General features: G+C 69.3%; 17 protein-coding genes and 1 tRNA gene. 5 read left to right on the forward strand and 13 right to left on the reverse strand.

The genetic code is table 11. The features are described from left to right. Positions 1-56: 56 nt before the first annotated feature. Entirely contained in the window at positions 57-587 is a 531-nt protein-coding gene (locus tag INP57_RS01415; protein ID WP_374220903.1) for a bacterial proteasome activator family protein, read from the reverse strand. Between the two features lie 85 nt (positions 588-672). Between INP57_RS01415 and INP57_RS01420 the strand changes: the two genes are divergently transcribed. Together INP57_RS01420 and secA2 are read left to right on the forward strand one after the other, a co-directional pair. Continuing rightward, complete coding sequence (locus INP57_RS01420; protein ID WP_200068155.1) at positions 673-1,872, forward strand: cysteine desulfurase-like protein; 1,200 nt, start codon at positions 673-675, stop codon at positions 1,870-1,872. Positions 1,873-2,024: 152 nt separating this feature from the next. After that, entirely contained in the window at positions 2,025-4,352 is a 2,328-nt protein-coding gene (secA2, locus tag INP57_RS01425; RefSeq protein ID WP_200068156.1) for an accessory Sec system translocase SecA2, read from the forward strand. Between the two features lie 127 nt (positions 4,353-4,479). Here the strand turns inward: secA2 and INP57_RS01430 are convergent, their stop codons facing one another. After that, positions 4,480-5,460 (reverse strand): NAD(P)H-quinone oxidoreductase, encoded by a 981-nt coding sequence (locus INP57_RS01430; RefSeq protein WP_200068157.1) that lies wholly within the window; start codon positions 5,458-5,460, stop codon positions 4,480-4,482. A 129-nt stretch (positions 5,461-5,589) separates the two neighbouring features. Between INP57_RS01430 and INP57_RS01435 the strand changes: the two genes are divergently transcribed. Continuing rightward, entirely contained in the window at positions 5,590-7,050 is a 1,461-nt protein-coding gene (locus tag INP57_RS01435; protein ID WP_200068158.1) for a M28 family metallopeptidase, read from the forward strand. Between the two features lie 33 nt (positions 7,051-7,083). Here INP57_RS01435 and INP57_RS01440 read toward each other — a convergent pair whose 3' ends face one another. Continuing rightward, positions 7,084-7,857: an ABC transporter permease gene (locus INP57_RS01440; protein WP_200068668.1), complete on the reverse strand. Its 774-nt coding sequence runs from the start codon at positions 7,855-7,857 to the stop codon at positions 7,084-7,086. 59 nt (positions 7,858-7,916) lie between these two features. After that, positions 7,917-8,888, reverse strand: coding sequence for an ABC transporter ATP-binding protein (locus INP57_RS01445; RefSeq protein WP_200068159.1), 972 nt, complete (start codon positions 8,886-8,888; stop codon positions 7,917-7,919). A 191-nt stretch (positions 8,889-9,079) separates the two neighbouring features. Here INP57_RS01445 and INP57_RS01450 point away from each other — a divergent pair. Both INP57_RS01450 and INP57_RS01455 read left to right on the forward strand, forming a co-directional pair. Beyond that, positions 9,080-9,164: transfer RNA gene (locus INP57_RS01450), tRNA-Ser, on the forward strand. A 233-nt stretch (positions 9,165-9,397) separates the two neighbouring features. Continuing rightward, the gene (locus tag INP57_RS01455) at positions 9,398-11,479 is read left to right on the forward strand and encodes an NACHT domain-containing protein (RefSeq protein ID WP_200068160.1); all 2,082 of its coding nucleotides are present in this window, start codon (positions 9,398-9,400) and stop codon (positions 11,477-11,479) included. Positions 11,480-11,535: 56 nt separating this feature from the next. On the opposite strand, the gene INP57_RS01460 is transcribed toward INP57_RS01455, so the two are convergent. The 9 genes from INP57_RS01460 to INP57_RS01500 all read right to left on the reverse strand — a co-directional run bounded on the left by INP57_RS01460 (position 11,536) and on the right by INP57_RS01500 (position 19,810). Next, on the reverse strand, positions 11,536-12,738 hold the full coding sequence (locus INP57_RS01460; RefSeq protein WP_200068161.1) for a tyrosine-type recombinase/integrase: 1,203 nt from the start codon (positions 12,736-12,738) through the stop codon (positions 11,536-11,538). A gap of 10 nt (positions 12,739-12,748) precedes the next feature. Then, positions 12,749-13,063 (reverse strand): helix-turn-helix domain-containing protein, encoded by a 315-nt coding sequence (locus INP57_RS01465; RefSeq protein WP_200068162.1) that lies wholly within the window; start codon positions 13,061-13,063, stop codon positions 12,749-12,751. Beyond that, positions 13,060-14,307: a DUF3631 domain-containing protein gene (locus tag INP57_RS01470; RefSeq protein ID WP_200068163.1), complete on the reverse strand. Its 1,248-nt coding sequence runs from the start codon at positions 14,305-14,307 to the stop codon at positions 13,060-13,062. Before INP57_RS01470 ends, INP57_RS01465 begins: the two co-directional genes overlap by 4 nt. 34 nt (positions 14,308-14,341) lie before the next feature. Beyond that, entirely contained in the window at positions 14,342-15,352 is a 1,011-nt protein-coding gene (locus INP57_RS01475; protein ID WP_200068164.1) for a bifunctional DNA primase/polymerase, read from the reverse strand. Between the two features lie 20 nt (positions 15,353-15,372). Continuing rightward, positions 15,373-15,975, reverse strand: a complete 603-nt coding sequence (locus tag INP57_RS01480; RefSeq protein ID WP_200068165.1) for a GGDEF domain-containing protein — start codon at positions 15,973-15,975, stop codon at positions 15,373-15,375. 87 nt (positions 15,976-16,062) lie between these two features. Further along, entirely contained in the window at positions 16,063-16,320 is a 258-nt protein-coding gene (locus INP57_RS01485) for a hypothetical protein (RefSeq protein WP_307849846.1), read from the reverse strand. A gap of 141 nt (positions 16,321-16,461) precedes the next feature. Next, the gene (locus INP57_RS01490) at positions 16,462-18,714 is read right to left on the reverse strand and encodes an FtsK/SpoIIIE domain-containing protein (protein ID WP_200068166.1); all 2,253 of its coding nucleotides are present in this window, start codon (positions 18,712-18,714) and stop codon (positions 16,462-16,464) included. Then, on the reverse strand, positions 18,711-19,574 hold the full coding sequence (locus tag INP57_RS01495) for an ABC transporter permease (RefSeq protein WP_200068167.1): 864 nt from the start codon (positions 19,572-19,574) through the stop codon (positions 18,711-18,713). Before INP57_RS01495 ends, INP57_RS01490 begins: the two co-directional genes overlap by 4 nt. Continuing rightward, complete coding sequence (locus INP57_RS01500; RefSeq protein ID WP_233626589.1) at positions 19,571-19,810, reverse strand: hypothetical protein; 240 nt, start codon at positions 19,808-19,810, stop codon at positions 19,571-19,573. Before INP57_RS01500 ends, INP57_RS01495 begins: the two co-directional genes overlap by 4 nt. Between the last annotated feature and the right edge of the window lie 8 nt (positions 19,811-19,818).

Consider the following 19,818-nt stretch of genomic DNA (forward strand, 5'->3'; position numbering starts at 1 on the left):
AGAGGGCGGCATCCGCGAGCAAGATCGCTCATAGCGGACAGCCCTGGACACAACGGTCACAGGTACTGGCCGGTGCTGCTGCTCGCCGCGTTGTCCTCCTCGCCGCTGCCCGCCGGGAGGCCGCGGCGCATCTGCTCCAGCTGCGCCCGCGCCGCCATCTGCTGCGCGAACAGCGCCGTCTGCATCCCGTGGAACAGGCCTTCCAGCCAGCCCACCAGCTGCGCCTGCGCGATCCGCAGCTCGGCCTCCGAGGGGGTGGAATCCTGGGTGAACGGCAGCGACAGCCGTTCCAGCTCCTCGATCAGCTCCGGGGCCAGGCCCTGCTCCAGCTCCCGGATCGAGGACTGGTGGATCTCCTTTAGCCGGTTGCGGCTGGCCTCGTCCAGCGGCGCCGCGCGCACCTCCTCCAGCAGCTGCTTGATCATCGTGCCGATCCGCATCACCTTCGCGGGCTGCTCGACGAGTTCGCCGACGTTCTCCCGTTCGCCGTGCTCGGTCGCCGCGGCGGCGTCCCCGCCGAGCGGGGTGCCCTCGCCGACGACGAACACTTGGCGCTGGTCCTGCTCGTTCTCGCTCATGCCCACCATCCTGCCGTGCCCGCCGGGCCGGGCGCCGCCGACCGGCGCGGCACCCGGCGATCAGCGGGTTCCCATCGCTGCGTACCGTAGGTCCATGGCGTTCGACGTCGCTGCTGTGCGCGGGCTGTTCCCCGCGCTCGGCGACGGGTGGGTGCACTTGGACGCCCCGGCCGGAATGCAGGTCCCCGAGCAGGTCGCGACCGCGGTCTCCACCGCGCTGCGCGCGCCGGTTTCCGGACCCGGCGGGATCTTCCCCGCTTCGCAGCGCGCCGAGGCCATCGTGGACGCCGCCCGTCGCGCACTGGCCGATCTCGTGGGTGCCGATCCCGCCGGGGTGGTGCTCGGGCCGAACTCCGGCGTGCTGCTGCAACGGCTCGCCGACGGGCTCGGGGACAGCTGGGTGATCGGCGACGACGTCGTGGTGTCCAGATTGGACCACCCGGCGAACGTGGTGTGCTGGCAGCGCGCGGCGCAGCGATCCGGTTGCCAGGTGCGGTGGGCCGAAGTGGACATCGAGACCTGCGAACTGCCCGCGTGGCAGTACCGGGACCTCGTCGGCGACCGCACGAAGGTCGTCGCGATCACGGCCGCTTCCGGTGCGGTCGGCACCCGCCCGGAGGTGCGCCAGGTCGCTGACCTGGCCGCCGCGCACGACGCGCTGGTGGTGGTGGACGCCTCCGCGGCGGCACCGTTCCTGCCGCTGGACATCACCTCGCTGGGCGCCGACGTGCTGGCGCTGAACGCTTCGGCGTGGGGCGGGCCGCCGGTCGGTGCGCTGGTGTTCCGCGACCCGGGGATGATCGATCAGCTGCCGCCCGCGGCGCTGGAACCGGATTCGGACGGGGCCGAACGGCTGGAACTGGGCCCGCACGCCTACCCGCTGCTGGCGGGGCTCGTGTCCTCCGTGGACTACCTGGCGGGGCTGGACGACGCGGCGCTCGGCCCGCGCCGGGAACGGCTGCTGACCTCGCTGGGTTCGGTGAAGTCGTACCAAGCGGGCCTGCTGGCCAACCTCACCAACGGCCTGCGCAGGCTGCGGCACGTCATGGTGATCGGCGACGCCATGCGGCGGGTGCCGTCGATGGCTTTCACGGTCGACGGGGTGAAGGCCGTCGATGCGATCGAGCACTTGGCCGAGCGCGGGGTGTGCGCGTTCGCCGACCCGGGCACGCACGGGGTGTTCGCGGTGCTCGGCGCCGGCGAGGTCGGGGGAGCGGTGCGGGTGGGGCTCACCCACTACACCAACGCTCACGAAGTGGACCAGTTGTTGCGGGCGGTCGCGGATCTCGGTTGAGCATTCCGGGAAAACCCGTTCCGGACGGTCGAGCGAAAATTCTGCGTTCCGGATCGGTGAGGACGAAAGCCGGGTGTTCGCGCAGTCTCCCCGGCACTTTCCGGTAGCGGCGTATCGTGCGGTTGGCGAGCTGCCCACCACGAGGAGTGCCCATGCGGCTTCGTGATCGGATCCGGCGTTTTTTGGAACGTCCGGGAACCGCGGATCTGAAGCGCTGCCGGCAATGGGTGGCCGCGGCCGGTTCGCGGGAAGAAGCGGTGCGTGCGCTCTCCGCGCCGGAGTGGGAGCGCGCCATCACCCAGCTGCGCGGCAAGCGCGAGTTCGGCCGCGCCGAACTGATCGAGACCTGCGCGCTGGGGCGGGAAGCGGCTCGCCACCGGCTGGGCGAGCGCCCGTTCGACGTGCAACTGCTCGGCACGCTGGGGCTGCTCACCGGGCACGTGGTGGAGATGGCCACCGGGGAGGGCAAGACGCTCTCCGGCGCGCTGGCAGCGGTGGGTTTCGCGATGCAGGGGCGGCGGGTGCACGTCCTGTCGGTCAACGACTACCTCGCCCAGCGCGACGCGACGTGGATGGGCGGGCTCTTCGAGGCGTTCGGCGTGTCCGTGAGCTGGGTGGATCAGCACACCACCCGAGCAGGCCGGGCCGCGGCGTACGAGGCCGACGTGACCTACGTGCCGGTGCGCGAACTCGGCTTCGACGTGCTGCGGGACCGGATGCGCACCGATCCCGGCGAGCTGGTGCTGCCGGCCCCGGACGTGGTGCTGGTCGACGAGGCCGACTCGGTGCTGGTGGACGAGGCGCGGGTTCCGCTGGTGCTGGCGGGCGCGGCCGAGGGCGCCGAAGGTGACCCGCTCGTCGCGGAAGTCGTCCGCGGCCTGCGCCCCGACGAGCACTACGAGGTGGACGCGGAAGGGCGCAACGTCCACCTCAACGACGCGGGCCTGGAGCGGGTGGAACGCGCGCTGGGCGAGGAAGACCTGTACGCGCCGGGGCGCGGGCACCGGCTCAGCCAGGTGCACGTCGCGCTGCACGCGCACGCGCTGCTGCGCCGGGACGTCGACTACCTGGTGCGCGACGGCAAGGTGGAGTTGATCGACGACTCGCGCGGCAGGGTCGCGCTGCTGCAGCGCTGGCCGGACGGCCTGCAAGCCGCCGTGGAAGCCAAGGAGGGAGTGCCGGCCAGCCCCACCGGCGAAGTGCTCGACTCGACCGTGGTGCAGGCGCTGATCGAGCGCTACCGGACCGCGTGCGGGATGAGCGGTACCGCCGTGCCGGTCGCCGAGCAGCTGTGGGAGTTCTACCGGCTGCCGGTGGCCGCGATACCGACGAACGTGCCCTGCATCCGCCGCGATCACCCGGATCGGCTGCACGCCGCGGTCGAGCAGAAGGAGACCGCGATCGTCGAGCACGTCGCCGAAGCGCACGCCACCGGCAGGCCGGTGCTGCTCGGGACGCTGGACGTGGCCGAGTCCGAACGGCTGGCGGCCCGGCTCGTCGCAGCCGGCGTGCCCGGGGTCGTGCTCAACGCCCGCAACGACGCGGAAGAAGCAGCGCTGATCGCGCGGGCGGGCGAACGCGGACGGGTCACGATCTCCACCCAGATGGCCGGTCGCGGCACCGACATCCGGCTGGGTTCGCCGGACGGCGCGGGCCGGGAGGAGGTGGTGCGGCTCGGCGGGCTGTGCCTGGTCGGCACCGGGCGGTACCACACGATCCGGCTCGACGATCAGCTGCGCGGACGGGCCGGGAGACAGGGCGATCCCGGCGATTCGGTGCTGTTCACCAGCATCGATGACGAGCTGGTCCAGCGGAATGCGCCGGATCGCCGGGCGCCCGCTCAGGTCGATGCGGACGGACTGGTGCACGACGAACGCGCGCAGTCGACGGTGGAGCACGCCCAGCGGGTGGCGGCGGGCGCGCACCTGGAGAACCAGCGCACGACGTGGCGCTACAACCACCTGATCAACGTGCAGCGCACCGCCGTGCTGGCGCACCGCGACGAGGTGTTGCACGCCGATCAGGCCGCCCGCCAGCTCGCGGACAGGTGTGCGCAGCGCTACCGGGAACTGCACGATTCGGCCGGGCAGCGGGCGCTCGATGCGGCCGCGCGCGCGATCGTGCTCCACCACCTCGACCGGCACTGGACCGAGCACTTGGCCTTCCTCGCCGATGTCCGCGAGGGAATCCACCTGCGCGCGCTGGCCAGGGAGAACCCGCTGGACGAATTCCACCGGATCGCGGTCCGCCAATTCCGGGAGTTCTTCCCCGGCGTCTACGCGGATTCGGTCCGGACCTTCCTGGACGCGTCGATCACCGCGGACGGCGTCGACCTCGAGTCCATGGGGTTGAAGCGTCCCACGTCCACCTGGACCTACCTGGTCACCGACAACCCGTTCGGCACGCCGGAAGAACGCTTCGTCCAGCGCATCGGCACGATTGTCCGGGACGGTGCCGTCCGGGCGGGCGTGCGCGACTGAGCGTTCCGCGAATTGGGCGCGAACCGCTGCCGCTTTCCTCCGGACGGAGCACGGCAGGAATCCGCTTCGGCATTCCGGGGCGCCGGGCGGTCGCGCTCACCGGATGAGCGCGACCGCCCGGCCGTGCTCAGGGCCGGGTGAGCAGGATCTTGCCGCGCAGGCCACCGGCTTCCATCAGGGAGTGCGCGCGGGTCGCCTCCGGCAGCGGGATGCGGTGGTGCACGAGCGAGCGCACCTCGCCGCGGGCGACCAGCGGCCACAGCTTCTCCCGCACGTCGGCGACGATGGCGGCCTTGCCGTTCGGCCCGTCCACCGGCCGCCCGCGCAGCCCGAGCACCGACATCCGCAGCCGCTTGACCAGCATCCGGCCGATGTCCAGCTCGGCCTTGCGGCCGCCCTGCATCCCGATCACCGCGAGGTGCCCGTCCGGTGCCAGCGCGGACAGGTTGCGGTCCAAATAGGACGCTCCCATGTTGTCCAGCACGACGTTCGCGCCGCCGAGCCCCTTGACCACCTCGGCGAAGTCCTCGTCCCGGTAGTTGATCACCGGGTCGGCGCCGAGCTCGCGGCAGAACTGCACGCTTTCCGGTGCGCCCGCGGTCGTGGCGACCCGGGCACCGAGCGCACGCCCGATCTGGATCGCATTGCTGCCGATCCCGCCGGAGCCGCCGTGCACCAGCAGCAGCTGGCCGGACGAAAGACCGCCCTCCATGACCACGTTGGACCACACGGTGCAGGCGACCTCCGGCAGACCGGCCGCGTCCACCAAGTCCACGCCTTCGGGGATCGGCAGCAGCTGGCTCGCGGGAACCACGACCCGCTCCGCGTAACCGCCACCGGCCAGCAGCGCGCACACCTCATCGCCGACCTGCCAGTCCCGCACATCATCGCCGAGTTCCGCGACGGTGCCGGAGCACTCCAGCCCCAGCACCTCGCTGGCGCCCTTCGGTGGCGGGTAGTTTCCCTGCCGCTGCGCCAGGTCCGCCCGGTTCACCCCGGCCGCGGCCACCTCCAGCAGCACTTCGCCGGGGCCCGGCCGCGGATCGGCCTGCTCGGTCCACTCCAGCACGTCCGGTTCGCCCGGCTCACGGATAGCGATCGCGTACATGCCAACGACACTAGTACGCCTGCGAACTCCGGCAATCTTGGGAAAACCTGCCGAACCGGACGGATTTCGGGCAATCTTGGCGGAGCCGGGGAACGCCCGGCGAACCTCACCTGCCGGGGAGACAACAGCATGAGCGTTGTGAGATCGAGGCGCCGCCTAGCGGCCGTGCTCGCGACCTGCGCCGCGACGGTCCTCGCGGCCGCGCCCGCTTCCGCCGCCCCCGCCGGGCTCGGCGACCGGGTCGATGTGGACCGGGTGCAGCGGCACCTGGTGGCGTTGCAGCGCATCGCCGACACCCACGACGGCAACCGGGCCTCCGGCCTGCCCGGATACGAGTCCAGTGTGGACTACGTCGCCGGGAAGCTGCGGAACGCCGGATTCGACGTGCGCACACCGGAGTTCGACTACCAGGCATACCGGCTCGACTCGTTCGCGCTGGACGTGGACGGCTCGCCGACCGAAGGCGACGCCCTCGAATACTCCCCGGCGACACCGCGGGGCGGGCTGACCGCGCCGCTGTCGGTGGCCGCGGTCGACGACACACCCGGCTGCGAAGCCGCCGACTTCCCGGCCGACGTGGCGGGCAAGGTCGTGCTGGTCCAGCGCGGATCCTGCTCGTTCGCGCAGAAGCAGCAAGTCGCAGCCGACCTCGGTGCGGCAGCCGCGATCATCTACAACAACGCGGAAGGACCGCTGGGCGGCACGCTCGGCGACCCCGCGGACGCGCGCATTCCCACCGCGGGCGTCACTCGGGCCGTCGGAGCGGACCTCGCAGGTCGAGCCGGTGCGCAGGTGCACCTGGACGTGCAATCGCGGCTGGAGAACATCACCACCCGCAACGTCATCGCGCAGACCCGCACCGGCCGCCCGGACAACGTGGTGATGGCCGGTGCGCACCTGGACAGCGTTCCGGAAGGCGCGGGCATCAACGACAACGGCACCGGCACGGCGGGGCTGCTGGAGACCGCGCTGCGGCTGGGCGGCGAGCCGGGCACGCCGAACGCGGTGCGGTTCGCCTTCTGGGGTGCCGAGGAGTCCGGCCTGGTCGGCTCGACGAAGTACGTGCAGGGCTTGAGCTTCGAGCAGCGGCTGGACATCGCGCTGTACCTGAACTTCGACATGATCGGGTCGCCGAACGCGGGCTACTTCGCCTACGACGGCGACGACTCCGACGGCGTGGGAGCGGGCCCGGGGCCGGAGGGTTCCGCGGCGATCGAACGCGACCTCACCGCGGCGATGGCCGCGCAGGGCGTGCGGCTGCAGGGCACCGACTTCGACGGCCGTTCCGACTACGGTGAGTTCATCGCGAACGGCATCCCGTCCGGCGGGCTGTTCACCGGTGCCGAGGACCTCAAGACCGAGCAGCAGGCCGCGGAGTGGGGCGGCACGGCCGGGCAGCCGTACGACCTGAACTACCACGGCCCGGCCGACACTCTGTCCAATGTGGACGAGGTGGCGCTGGAGCGGAATTCCAAGGCGCTGGCCACGACGATCGGTGCGTACGCGGAAAGCACCGGCAGCGTGCACCGGGGCAGCCGCGCCCTGGCCGCGGAGGAACCGCCGATGCTCGGCTCGCACGCGCGGATCTGACGGGTGAGCGGCCCGTTCGCGCCAACGGGCCGCTCAGTCCAACGCCCGCCGCAGGAAGAACACGATCCCCAGCGCACCGAACAACGCGCACGCGCCCACCAGCACCAGCACGCACACCCACGGCGCCAGGTGCGGAACGTCCGGCAGCAGCGCTCCGCGCATCCCTTCGCTGACGTAGGTCAGCGGGTTGAACCCGCAAAGCACTTGGAACCAGCGCAGATTCCCCAGCTGCGTCCACGGGAACTGCGTCGCCCCGGTGAACATCAGCGGCGCCAGGATCACCGCGAAGATGATGTTGATGCGCCGCGGCGGCACGATCGTGCCCACCGTCATCCCCACGGCCGCCCCGGTCAGCGAACCGAGCAGCATGCACAGCACCGCGAACCAGAGCCCGCCGAGGTCCCAGCTGATCCGCCCGAGCATCCACATCCCCAGCGGGATCATCAGCACCGCCGCGAACAGTCCCCGAGCCGCACCGAACAGCATCTTCTCCACCGCGACCCAGCTCACCGGCATCGGTGCCAGCAGCCGGTCCTCGATCTCCCGCGAGTAGGAGAAGTCGAACACCAGCGGGAACGACGTGTTCTGCAACGCGACCAGGAAAGCGTTCATCGCGATCATGCCCGGCAGCAGGATCTGCTCGTACCCGGGCTGGGTGTAGCCGAGCGAGCCGAGCACCTTGCCGAAGATGAACAGGATCGCCACTGGCTGGACCAGCACCTGCGCCAGGAAGCTCGGCATTTCGCGGCCGGTGACGAACACGTCGCGGCCCAGTACCGCGGTGAACGCCCGCAGCCGAGCCGCCATGTTCCCCGCAAGTGGTTCCGCGCCCGCCGGCAGCGGCGCGCGCCCGGCATCCGTGTCGGTCATCGCAGCTCCCGGCCGGTCAAGTCGATGAACACGTCTTCCAACGTCGCCGACCCCGGCGACAGCTCGGTGACCGGCACCTGGTGCTCGTGCAGCACCCGCGCGACCGGGCCGAGCAGTTCCGCGGGCTCCCCGCCGCAGTAGAGCCGCAGCCGCAGCTGGCCGTCGTCGTGCCCGGCGATCTGCTCGACCTGCTCGACTCTGGGCAGGTCGGTGAGCAGCGCACGCGCCTTGTCGGCGTCGGCCCCGTCGGCCCGCATCGCCGCGTCCACCGTGCCGCCGCCCGGCAGCGATTTGATCAACGCGGCCGGAGTGTCCAATGTGAGCAGTCGCCCGTGGTCGACGATGCCCACCCGATCCGACAGCTTCTCGGCCTCGTCCATGTCGTGCGTGGTCAGCAGCACCGTCACGCCCTCCGCGCGCAGCTCGCTGATGCGGTCGTGCACGAACAGCCGGGCTTGCGGGTCCAGCCCGGTGGACGGTTCGTCCAGGAACAGCACCTCCGGGCGGTGCATCAGCGCCCGCGCGATCATCAACCGCTGCGATTGGCCGCCGGAGAGGTCGTCCACCCGCGCCTTTCGCTTGTCCGCGAGCCCCATCCGCTCCAGCAGCCCGTCGGCCAGCCGATTCCGCTCGGCCCGCGGAACACCGTGGTAAGCGGCGTGGAACGTCAGGTTCTGCCGCGCGTTGAGCGAGCGGTCCAGGTTGACCCGCTGCGGCACGACGGCCACCTTCCGGCGCGCCGAAACGGGATCGGCGGCCACGTCCACGCCGCCGATCTGCGCCGATCCACCGCTCGGCAGCACCCGGGTGGTCAGCACTCCCACGGTGGTCGTCTTGCCCGCGCCGTTCGGCCCGAGCAGCCCGAAGATCTCCCCGCTGTGCACCTGGAAGCTCAACCGGTCGACCGCGGGCGGTGATCCGCCGTCGAACCTCTTGACCAACTCGCGCACTTCGACCGCGTGCGTCACGTCAGCATCCCCCTCCGCCGCCGACAGCCGACCACGCAGACAACCATCCTCGACGATCGCCCCGCAAATGATTTTTCCCGCGCACCGAGCACGACACCGCAGCTCACGACGCCACCCGCCGTCCCCGGGGCCACTCGTCCTCGGCCGCCCCGCTGTCCGCGGCGAAGCGCGGACGGTTACGCTCCAACGTTGGAAGCGTGGCAGAGCGGCCGAATGCACTCGCCTTGAAAGCGAGCGACCTGAGAGGGTCCGGGGGTTCGAATCCCCCCGCTTCCGCGCCGCTGACCAGCAAGAACAGAGCCGGGTGAGGATCACTCCCCCCGTCCTCCTTTGTGCCTAGTCTCAGTTTTAGTCTCAGTACGGCCGTGCCGGACCGTTCCAGGCTGCTTGTTCCCAGCGGTCGAGCGGTTCGCAGGAATGAGCCGCGATCTTCATGACCACCCACCTGCGGCGACGTACTTCGCGAAGAGCATTACATTGCGTAGATCTTTTGCGGCACACTGTGCGAGGTGGCAGGGGACAACGAGACCCACAACGACCTCAGCGGCCGGGTGGGCGGGAACAGCGTCCAGTTCGGTATTAGCCAAGGCCCTACCTCGATATCGTTCGGTTCCCCCGAGCGACGGAGTCTCGACGAGGAGCAAGAACGTCTGCTCCGGAGTCTCGCCGGGCAGGTGCGCTCGGCGAGCGATCGGGAGCTAGGCAAGTGGGGCATCCGCGACTGGGACGCGTTGCCGGTGCGCTGGCACACCGCCGCGGACAACCTGTTCGACCGCCCGGAGAAGATCTACGGCAGCGCCGAACCGGTGCCGTTGGACGGGCGGTTCACGGAGATTTTGGACACCTACGAGGCCGTCCCGTCGAGACGGCTGGTGATCCTCGGTGAGGCCGGTGCGGGGAAGACCGTGCTCGCCCATCGCCTCATCCTCGGCTTGCTCAAAAAACGGGAAACCGAGCACGCCGGGCCGGTACCGGTGCTGTTCAGCCTCGGCGGCTGGAACCCCACCGAAACCGAGTTACCTCAATGGCTGACCCAGCAACTGGTCCAGGACTTCCCCTACCTAGAAGCACGCGACGCCACCACCAGGGCGAAGCAGGCCGAGCTCTTGATCGAAGGTGGCTTCGTCCTGCCCGTCCTGGACGGGTTCGACGAGGTCCCCGAACGTCATCACTCCGGTGCGATCAAAAGGATCGGCACTCTGGACCTGCCGCTGATAGTCACCAGCCGGCCGAACGCATATGCCGTGGCCGCGCGCGGAATCAAGGCTGTCAGCGGTGCGGCGGCCATCACCCTCGAACCGCTCACCCTCGACGAGGCCCGCGACTACCTGTGCCACACAACCAGCAAAGACCGCGCGCCCGCGTGGGACGAGGTTTTCGAGCGCCTTGCCGCCGAGCCGGATGAAAGCGTCAGCCAAGACCTGGCCAGTGTGCTGACCACTCCGTTGATGGTCGTGCTCGCCCGCACCGTCTACAACGACGAGACAGGCCGCACGCCACTCGATCTGCTCGCCAGCCAGCGCTTCCCCACCAAAACGGTCGTGGAAGACCATCTTCTGGACGAGTACCTCACCACCGTCTACGCGCACCCTGACACCGGTGTAGGTAGATCGCGTACCCCGAATTGGGACCCCGCCCGGGTCCGTCACTGGCTCGGCTACCTCGCCACCCACCTCCAACGGCGCGACACCCACGACCTCACCTGGTGGCACCTGCACACCACCCTCCACCGCCGGACCCGCGTCCTCATCACCGCAGCAATCGTTGCACTCACGGTCGGATTCACGACCGGGCTCGCGAAAGGGCTTGTGGATGGGTTTGCGCAGGGACTCACGTACGGGCTTATGGACGGGCTCACGCTCGGGCTCGCGGTCGGGTTCGTGGTCGGGTTGGTTAACGAAGTCCGATTTTCGCGTGGACGAACACGGAAACCGGAGCGACTGCGTCTAAGCATGCGTCGGCGAGGCGGTCAATCACGCGACGGGTGGATGACCTACCTCAAGATATCCACCTTCGAGTTCACGGTGGGACTCACGGTCGGGCTTACGTACGGGCTTGCGGAGAGGATCACGAACGGGCTCACGGCCTGGCAACTGGACGTGACCACGAACGGGCTCACGGTCTGGCTTACGTACGGTTTTACGTACGGTCTTACGTACGGGCTTACGCTCGGGCTCATACTCGGGTTCCCAAGTATTGTCGTAGTAGCTCTCGGAGATACCTCCGATCCTCATACCACTAGCACGTGGACACTCTTGACCCGTGACCGAACGGTCACGCTCATCGGAATGGCAATGGCGATGGTGTTCGTGGCCGTGCTCGCAGGCCCATTCGGATTCTTAATGAGAATCGTAATCTTGATTCCATTAATTCGATTGGCGCTCTCGGCATGGGGACGCTGGCTGCTGTTCGCGAGGCTGTGGCTGCCTCTGACCGGGCGGTTGCCGTGGCGCCCGAAGCGATTCCTCGAAGACGCCAACGTCCTTGGCGTACTACGAACCGCAGGTGCGGTCTATCAATTCCGCCACGCACGGCTCCGGGATCATCTCGCCGAGCGCTACCGAAAATTGTCCACGCGCCGCTTGTCCTGAATGAAACTGCCCCAAAGAACCTCGGCTTTTTAGAGCAGTTTCATTCACTCGACGTCCTACCAGAGGTGGGAACCAACCCGTTCGGCGATATCTCCGAGTACCGCGTTGCCGACGTGTTGGTAACGTTTGGCAACGCTTGGATTGGACCAGCCCATGACCTTCATCGCCGCCGGGTCAGAGATCCCGAGCTCCACCAGGACAGTCGCGGCCGTGTGTCGGGCGTCGTGCAGCCGGGCGTCCCGAACACCGGCGTCGGCCAAGAGCCGCTTCCAATGCGCCAGGTCGGTGCGATGGTTGATGGGATGGCCGGTCTCAGTGGCGAACAACCAATCTTCACCGGCCCAGAGGTCTCCGGCCGTCGCACGCTCGGCGGCTTGCTCCTCGCGGTGCTGCTTCAGGTACTCAAGCAACGATTCCGGCAGCCCGACCGGACGGCGACCGGCGGCTGACTTCGGCGTCTTCGTCTCCGGCCGGAGATTGATGCGCTGTGGGCAGTGGCCCCCGTGCTTCCGCCCGCACGTCGCGCCGCAACCGTGCTCCCACTTCGGGCGTGGACGCTGCACGCGGACTCGCAACGTGCCTTCATCGAAGTTGACGTCACGCCATTGCAGCCCTAGAACTTCGCCCTGGCGAAGCCCCAACGAGATCGCGATGATCCACCGGCAGGCGTTCCGCTGCTGCAAGGCGACCGCGAACAACTTGGTGATCTCGTCGCGGCTGAAGGGCTCCACCTCCTCCTCTTCCACGCGAGGAGATTTCGCGATCAATGCAGGGTTCTTCGTCAGGTAGCCGCGCTTCACCGCTTCGTTCAAGGAAGTGCGGATCGTACGATGCACTTGGTGCGCGGTCGAAGCTGACGAGCCCGATTCCTGCATCTTTCGGTACATCTTCTCCAGGTGGTCGGGCCGGAGGTTCGTGAGCTTGTGGGCGCCGACGTGCTTCCTGATGTGTTTCACGGCGTAGTAGTACGCATCCCAGCCATTCCCGGTTGTCGTGATGCTCGCGATGTCGTCCAGCCAGTGGCCGATCCACTGGTCGACCGTCATCGGCTTTCCCGGCTTGGTCACCGTTCCCGCCTCACGATCCTTCTCCAGATCAGAGACCTTGCGGGCGACCTCGGCCCGCGTTTTCCGCATGACGTGTCGGCGGTCCGGCTTGCCGTTGTCGAGAACGCCGACCGTGACACGGCCGTGCCAGTAGCCGTCTTTGCCCTTGTAGATGCTCGAACGGCCGTTGGCGTTTCTGGTCTTTTTCGCCACGGGTGCCCCTTTACGCTGCGTTCTGCTGGGTGGGCTGGTGGTGGATGAGTCGTGCGGCGTAGTCGTTGATGGCGTCCTTGGGGATGCGGCGGAGTCGGCCGATTTGGACGGAGTCGAGTTCGCCGGAGCGGACGAGTGCGTAGGCGGTGGTGCGGCCGATGCCGAGTTGTTTGGCGGCTTCCTCGACGGTCAGCAGCACTCGTTCCGGCATGGCGCGCACGGTTCGATCGGGCGCCGGGGGAGCGGGCTCGTCCTGCTCTTGGTCGGCCAGGAGTGCGGCGAGCTTGGCGAGTGTGGCGGCGATATCGGTGGAGCGGTCGGTCACGCGGCTCCTTTCTCGGTCGACTTAGCAGGGGTGTCCGTCCCAGCCGTCCCGGGTGTCGCGATGCTGGTCAGGCCGGGACGGTTGGGTTCGGTGGGACGAGTTGAGCCGTCCCGGTGAGGTATGGCGTCCCGCGCTGAGCTGGGCGGAGACGCTTGGGACGGCGGGGACGCCTCACCCGTGGTGGGTGGGCAGTAGCGGTTCCAGGCGTCGCGGAAGTCGCTGCGGCGGTAGCCCTTGGCTTGGCTGCCGTCGGGGAAGCGGATGTTGCCGGACTTGATGTCGAATTCGCCGAGCAGCCGGGCGAGTTTGGCTTGGGTCAGGCCGTGGGTGCCGTAGTCGCTCCAGGGCGCTTCGGGGTCGGTGTTGAGCTGGCGGACGAGTTCGGCGCTGGCGATTTCGTTGTGGTCGCCGAAGATGGTGCGGCAGTCGACCAGCAGCCGGGTTCGCACGGTTCCTTCGTTGTCGCCTTGGGTCTCGGCGATGAGTGCGAGGGCTGCTTGGCGGCCGCGGTCGGGCCAGTCGCCTCCGGCGTGGTCGGCGACGGCTAGGAGTGGTTCCCAGGTGTCGGCTGCGCGGTCTTCCATGGGCATGACCGGCTCGGCACGTTCGAGCTGGGCGAGGTCGCCGCGCAGCCACTTTCCTACCTGTTCGGCGAGTTCGGTTAGGGCGGGCCGGTCGCGGCGGTGCCGGTAGGGCGCGACTTTTTCGCCGGGTGCGCGGCGGCGCATCCGCACGATGACGGCGCGGTCTTCGATGGTGTCGGGCATCGTGCCGATCCCGGCCAGGGCGGCCATGGCGAACGTGGGGATGGACTCGACTCGGTTGGTGGCGGCGTCGTAGCGCTTGGCCGGCCGATTGCGTTGGTGCCCGGCGTTGAGCAGCCCGCGCAGGTCTTCGTTCGCGTCAGCGCTGGCGCCGAAGATCGTGTCGGCTTCGTCCACGAGCATCGTGGGCGGGTCGTCGCTGATCGATCGGTACACAGCCGCCGAGCTGGCGTTCACCGTCAGGAACGGGTCGTGGCAGGTCGCTTCCACGATGTCGAGCAGGCGGGACTTTCCGCACCGCTTCTCGGGTGCGCGGATCACTAGCCGTGGGGCGTGTGCCCATGCGAGTTGTGCGTGCGTGGCGGCGATCCAGAGCACGACGGCGTCGGTGGCGTGTGGGCTGGGCAGGATCACGTACCGCGTGAGGGCGTCGTGCAGCTCATCGAGCAGCGCGGTGCCTTCGCGGGCGGGTTCGAGCATCACTTGCTACCTCCGGGAGTGCGGTGAGGGCGGGTCATGCGGTGCGGCCGAAGCCGGACAGCGAGTCGGGACCGTCGCGGTGGCCGCGTTGCCAACCGCGGGCGGCGTTGCGGCGCGCGGTGGATTCCTCGATCGGCTTGCCCGTGTGTCTGCGGCGCCGGACGGCGGCGGAGACCAGTGCGGCGATGGCCTCGTTCTCGGACCACGGGGCGGTGTCGTGAACCGCGAGGTTCGCCAGGCGCCGCGCGGAGGCGTAGACCAGGCGCCACCGCTCGCCATCGCGGTTCTCGACCTTGCTCAGTTCGTCTTCCCAGATTCGGAGCCAATAGCCCGGTGCATGACTGCCCGTCCGGCTCACTTGCAGGTTGGGAGCCTCGGGCGGTCCGATCGACGGGCGCGGCGGCACAACGCGGCGGCACAGCCACTCGGGCAGCGGTGCGATGCCGGTCGTGCCGGAAATCCGCGTGTAGCTACCGGCGGAGTCCTCCGGCGGAGCGCTAATCGAAGAACCGGGCGCGACCACGTAGCCGCCCTGCGCGCGAACATCGATCTGGTAACCCACACGTCCGGTGGCATCGCTGGGCACATCGAGCCCGTGCGCCGTGCGGAAGTACAGATGCCGCCCGCCGCTCGGGGTGGCCACGGTCAGCGTCTCGGGCACGGCCGCGCCCTCGGCTGAGCAGAGCGCAGCGAGGGCTCCCAACCCGTCAGCGACGAGCGCCGCCAGGTCGTGCGCGGCGGGTGCCTTGGGCTTGGGCTTGCGGTCGAGGTCGAGCACGACCAGCCCAGATGGTCCGGCGCTGATCCCGACATTGGCGCGGGGCGTGTGCGTCCACCAACGCCGGAGCATGGACGGATTCGTGGTCGCGGCGAGGTAGCCATGGCACGGCCGGAGCGCGGTCAGGCACCGGCACTCGCGCGGGGTGCACTGGTCGGCCTTGCAGCGCTGGCAGTTGCCGAACGGCTTCTTGCTGGACGGTCGTAGCGGGAAGACGTGCAGGCCGTGGCGGGCGAACCAGAGGGCCAGGTCGAGCGCGTGGTGCATGGTGTGCTCCTCCGAGTGGTTCATGCGGCGTGGTCGGGTGGCGGCAGGTCGCGGACTCGCCGAGGCCGGGCGGTGCGCAGCGCGGGCGGCCGCCGCCGGGCGTGCTTGGCCCGGTACATCCGGCGGTCGGCGGCGCCGAGCAGGTCGCCGAGCGGTGTGCTGGCGGTGCCGGTGGCGAAGCCGACGCTGCCGAGTGCGGTGAGGCGCTGATCGGCGACGTGCAGCGGCTCGGCGAGGGCTGCGGTGACCTCCTCGGCGCGTTGCCGGGCGTGCGATCGGTCGGGGATGTGTCCGAGGTGCACGGCGAACTCGTCGCCGTGCAGCCGCACGGGCTGCTCACCGGGCGCGACGACTTCGGCGAGGCGTGCACCGAGCGCGGCCAGGACGTGGTTGCCGAAGTCGTGGCCGTGGGTGTCGTTGATGGCTTTGAACTGGTCCAGATCGATCAGCAGCACCCCGACCAGCCCGGACCGGGTGCGGCGAGCGCGGCGCTGGAGGGCGGCGCGGTTGCCGAGCCCGGTCAGCTCGTCGGTGTGCAGGCGACGGTCCAACACAGCGGCCGTCGCGCTGGCGATCGCGGCCCAGCCAACAGCGGCCAACGGCAGCAGGAACTCTGCGAACATGGGTTGGCACTCCTTGTGAGGGGTGAAGTGGTCCCGCCCGTCGGTGCTCCGGCCAGAGACAGCCGGGCGGGACCGCGGCTCGTTCGGTCAGCGGTTGCGGCGGTTGTCGCGGGCGACGCGGCGGTAGGCGTTCCACGCCTTGAGCCCGATCCGCGGCCGTAGTCCGGTGCCGCCGCAGGGCGGGCAGTGGCGGATCGCGCGGATGAACGGGGAGCGCAGCTTGCCGGTGCCCTCGCAGGTGCGGCACGCCTTGAACGGCCAGATCTTGCAACTCGCGACGTAACCCAGAGTAAACAGAAGCAGGATGGCGAGCAGGAACATGGTGGTGGAGCCGTCGGGGGTCACAGGTGCCTCCTGGGCGGTTTTTGAGACAGGTCGGCCCGGGCGCCTCTAGGCACTAGGGCGCTGGTGGTGATGGGGATGGGTGTCTAGCGGGGTCTCTAGACCTAGAAGCGGCCACCTCTAGACCTAGAGACCTGGCGAGGGCTAGGCGGCACCGCTGCCACGGTTACGCTCCGCTACTTCGTTGGCGACCTCGGCGCGGGTGATGCCGATGCGGCTGGCGCCCTTGCCGTCGTCGGTGCTGCCCCAGACTTGGGCGGTGCGGATGCCGTGCCGCTTCAAGGCGGCAGTCAGATCGGCGGCTTCCCGGTAGGTGCCGTACACGTCGGGGCGGAGCTCGTAGAGCCGGGCAATCACGCGCTCGTTCCAGACCTTCTTCTCGGTCTCGGGCACCACGGTCAGGATGTCGTCGAGCAGCGTGTCCCGGCGGATGTCCTCTTCGGACTCCAACTGTTCGCCGATGGCGTGGCCCGACAATGTTCCGGCCTGCTCCCGCAGGTGCCGTGCGTAGGCGGCGATCTTGTCGGCGGCGGGTCCGTCGAGTCCGGCCACCGACCGCACGATCTGCGCATCGCTGCCTTCGCCGACGAGGTAGCCGATGCCTTTGTCTTCCCACGCGAAGGTCGTGGCGCGCACGCCTTGCTTGTACTTGGAGGTGCCGAGGACCATGTCGTTTTCGGTCTGTCCTTGGACTTTCAGGCACAGTCGGGTGGAGGCGTTCGCGGAAATCCCCGTGGGTAGGGATTTCGCGTCGGGTCGTTGGGTGGCGAGCATGAGCACGATGCCGAGTGCGGGGCCGCGTTTGACGAGGTCGGTGCAGATGTCTTCGAGTTCTTCGCCGTAGTCGGGGTGCTCGAACCACACCTGGCACTCGTCCACGCCGATGACGATCGGCTGCAATCCGAGCGAGGGCTTGCTGGCCAGGTCGGGGGTGACCTTGTTTTCCGGGCACATTCCCTGCTTGGCCAAGTCCCGGATCAGCTTCGCCCGGCGCCGCAGCTCCTTGCGGAGTCCGCGCATGTCCGCCACGGCTTTGTCGATTTCCTCCGGCTCGTCACCGACGCCGTGGACGTGGGTGACGGGTTCGAGGGGGTCGAGATCGCCGGTGCCTTTCAGGTCGTAGGTGTGTAGCTGCGACCGCGGGTCCAACGCGGCGATGAGCAGAAGCTCGCGTAGGGCGAAGGTTTTGCCCATGCGCGGGATCGCGCCGATGACGACGCTGGTGAACATCAGCCGGAGGTCGACCCATCGGCCGCGCTGGTCGGTGCCGAACGGCTGCGACTGGAACAGATCGACCTGAGCGCCTTTGCGCAGCTTCCAGGCCGGTTGCGCGGCCTTGCGCATGTCCTGATCCCCGACCCACAACACCAACCGGCCCGCGTGCTCGCTGTTGTCGGATTCGGGCCACACGCAGCCGACGGGGCGGCGCAGCCCGGAGGCGAGTTTGGCGCGGCGCTCCATGATGTCGCCCGGGATCACACCCGGCGGCAGGTCGATATCCGCACGCCAACCCTTGCCATCCCGCGCGATCGGCCGCGGGAACCCGACCCCGGAACCGCCTTTGCCGAGTGCTTGGTTGATCAGCGAGATCCCGAGCGAGGCCAGCGCGGTTTCGACCGCACCGGAGGTGAGCTTGGGGACCTTGGTCGACTCCACCGCCCGCGAGGCGATCGGCTTGTCCGAGGGGGCTCCCAACCAGCCCAGCCCACCGACCAGGGCGGCCACCGACACCCACTGCACCAGCGACGGCAACAGCTCATAACCCAGCACGATCGCGGCGATCCCGGCCGCGCCGAGACCGGCCGCCAAGGCTGCTCGGGCACGGACTCGGCCGTCCCGCTGTTGCGAGAGCTTCAGATATTCGGCGGCGTCCTCGCGCCGGGCGGAGGCGTGCCGGACGGCGCGGCCCTCGGCGTCGCCGATCCACCGAGATACGGCTTGGATCAGGCGCAGGGTGCCCTGCGGAACCCGCGCGAGGATCCGTCCGAGATAGATCGGGCACCGCACCGCGTGATAAGCGCTGGTGTGTCCGGCGTAGCCGAGCGCCCACCGGGCTGTGGCCTGGAATTCCTGCGGGTCCTTGGCCCACGCGGGCAGGATCGGCAACCGCTTCTCCGACCGCGCCAGCGAGTTGCTGGGCTCGGACTTCGCTTCGGGCTGGTCGACCTGCGGCGAGTCGATGACCTCGCCCTCGATCACCGTCGACTCGCCGGAATCCGGCTCGGTCGACTCTGCCGCGCGTTCGTCCTCGGGTGCCTCGGTCTCGCGGGACTCGTCAGCCGGTCCGGCCGTGGCGCTGTTGGGAGTGTCGATGCGTTCGGACGGCAGCCGCAGCACTCGCGCGGTGTCGGGTTCCTGCTGGGCCTGGTCGTGGTGTTCCTCGTGGTGCTGGTTCATGGGGACACCTCCGGAGGGTCGGTGTGCAGCAGGTGCGTGAGTGCGGCGCCCATGCCGAGCACGGCCACAGGCAGACAGGCGACCAACGTGGTGATCCACCAGGGGGCGGTGGTCATGTCGGTGGCGGTCATCAGGTGATAAGCGATCTGGCCGAGCGCACCCAATGCGAGCGAGCCGAGCGCGGAGACCTTGGCGAACCGGCGAGCGCGCTGCGGCACGCGGCCGGACAGCCACACGCGCAGGGCGTAGGCGGCGTAGGTCTCGACCCCGATCGGCAGCGTGATGGCCGTGTTCACTTCGAACCCGGACCAAATGCCCGGGAGCGGGTGCACGATCCCGAACCCGGTCAGCCCCCCGAGGCCGACCCAGCCGGACCAGATCGCCACGAACGCGGGCAACGCCAGCAACAACACCGGCCACCGCGGCACCGGCCTACCAACCACCGGCGGCCCCGGGCTCGCATGATTGCTGACCTGCTCCGAACCAACCGGCTCCGGCGCGATCTGAGCTGTCGGTTCGTCCGGCTCGTCGGCATTGGCGGAACCGGACTCGGCAGGCTCCGGGCCCGGGGCGTGCTCGTCGTCGTGTCCCTCGGGCAGTGGTTGCGTCGGTTCGTCGCTGGATTCCTGCGAGTCCGCCGACGAAACCACGTGCAGACGACCCAGGTTCGCCGTGTGCGGCTCTGGCGCGGCCGTGTCGAGCAGGTCCAGAAGCGTGTTGGCCTTCTTCGCGCCGATCCGCAGTTCGGACATCAACCGGTTCCGCGACGGCAGCTCACCGAGGTCGGCGGAGAGCTGGCGTGCCTGCGGCAGCAGGTCGTCCACGGGGACCGGGTAGGCGCTTTTCGTCGCCGTCGTCATCGGGCCACCTCCCAGTTCAGTCGCGGCGCCGGGACGTGTTCGGCGATGTAGTCGACGGACACGATCGCGGCACGCAGCAGCACGACCAGGGCGAACGCACACAGCGCGGTGGTGCGCACGAGCCCGGAGCACAGCGACAGCACGATCAGCAGCGCGATCGGCAAGGCCACTTGCCGCACTCCCCGGAACGTCACCCGCACGGGTGCGGCGACGAGCCGGAACAGGCGCACTAGCATCGAATTCC

The sequence above is a fragment of the Saccharopolyspora galaxeae genome (assembly GCF_016526145.1).
GTDB lineage: Bacteria > Actinomycetota > Actinomycetes > Mycobacteriales > Pseudonocardiaceae > Saccharopolyspora_C > Saccharopolyspora_C galaxeae.

What these genes read in the sequence shown, in the direction of transcription:
- INP57_RS01415 (WP_374220903.1), bottom strand. Translation starts at nt 587, where the DNA reads ATGGTGGGCATGAGCGAGAACGAGCAGGACCAGCGCCAAGTGTTCGTC.
- INP57_RS01420 (WP_200068155.1), top strand. Translation starts at nt 673, where the DNA reads ATGGCGTTCGACGTCGCTGCTGTGCGCGGGCTGTTCCCCGCGCTCGGC.
- secA2 (WP_200068156.1), top strand. Translation starts at nt 2,025, where the DNA reads ATGCGGCTTCGTGATCGGATCCGGCGTTTTTTGGAACGTCCGGGAACC.
- INP57_RS01430 (WP_200068157.1), bottom strand. Translation starts at nt 5,460, where the DNA reads ATGTACGCGATCGCTATCCGTGAGCCGGGCGAACCGGACGTGCTGGAG.
- INP57_RS01435 (WP_200068158.1), top strand. Translation starts at nt 5,590, where the DNA reads ATGAGCGTTGTGAGATCGAGGCGCCGCCTAGCGGCCGTGCTCGCGACC.
- INP57_RS01440 (WP_200068668.1), bottom strand. Translation starts at nt 7,857, where the DNA reads ATGGCGGCTCGGCTGCGGGCGTTCACCGCGGTACTGGGCCGCGACGTG.
- INP57_RS01470 (WP_200068163.1), bottom strand. Translation starts at nt 14,307, where the DNA reads ATGCTCGAACCCGCCCGCGAAGGCACCGCGCTGCTCGATGAGCTGCAC.
- INP57_RS01475 (WP_200068164.1), bottom strand. Translation starts at nt 15,352, where the DNA reads ATGCACCACGCGCTCGACCTGGCCCTCTGGTTCGCCCGCCACGGCCTG.
- INP57_RS01480 (WP_200068165.1), bottom strand. Translation starts at nt 15,975, where the DNA reads ATGTTCGCAGAGTTCCTGCTGCCGTTGGCCGCTGTTGGCTGGGCCGCG.
- INP57_RS01490 (WP_200068166.1), bottom strand. Translation starts at nt 18,714, where the DNA reads ATGAACCAGCACCACGAGGAACACCACGACCAGGCCCAGCAGGAACCC.
- INP57_RS01495 (WP_200068167.1), bottom strand. Translation starts at nt 19,574, where the DNA reads ATGACGACGGCGACGAAAAGCGCCTACCCGGTCCCCGTGGACGACCTG.
- INP57_RS01500 (WP_233626589.1), bottom strand. Translation starts at nt 19,810, where the DNA reads ATGCTAGTGCGCCTGTTCCGGCTCGTCGCCGCACCCGTGCGGGTGACG.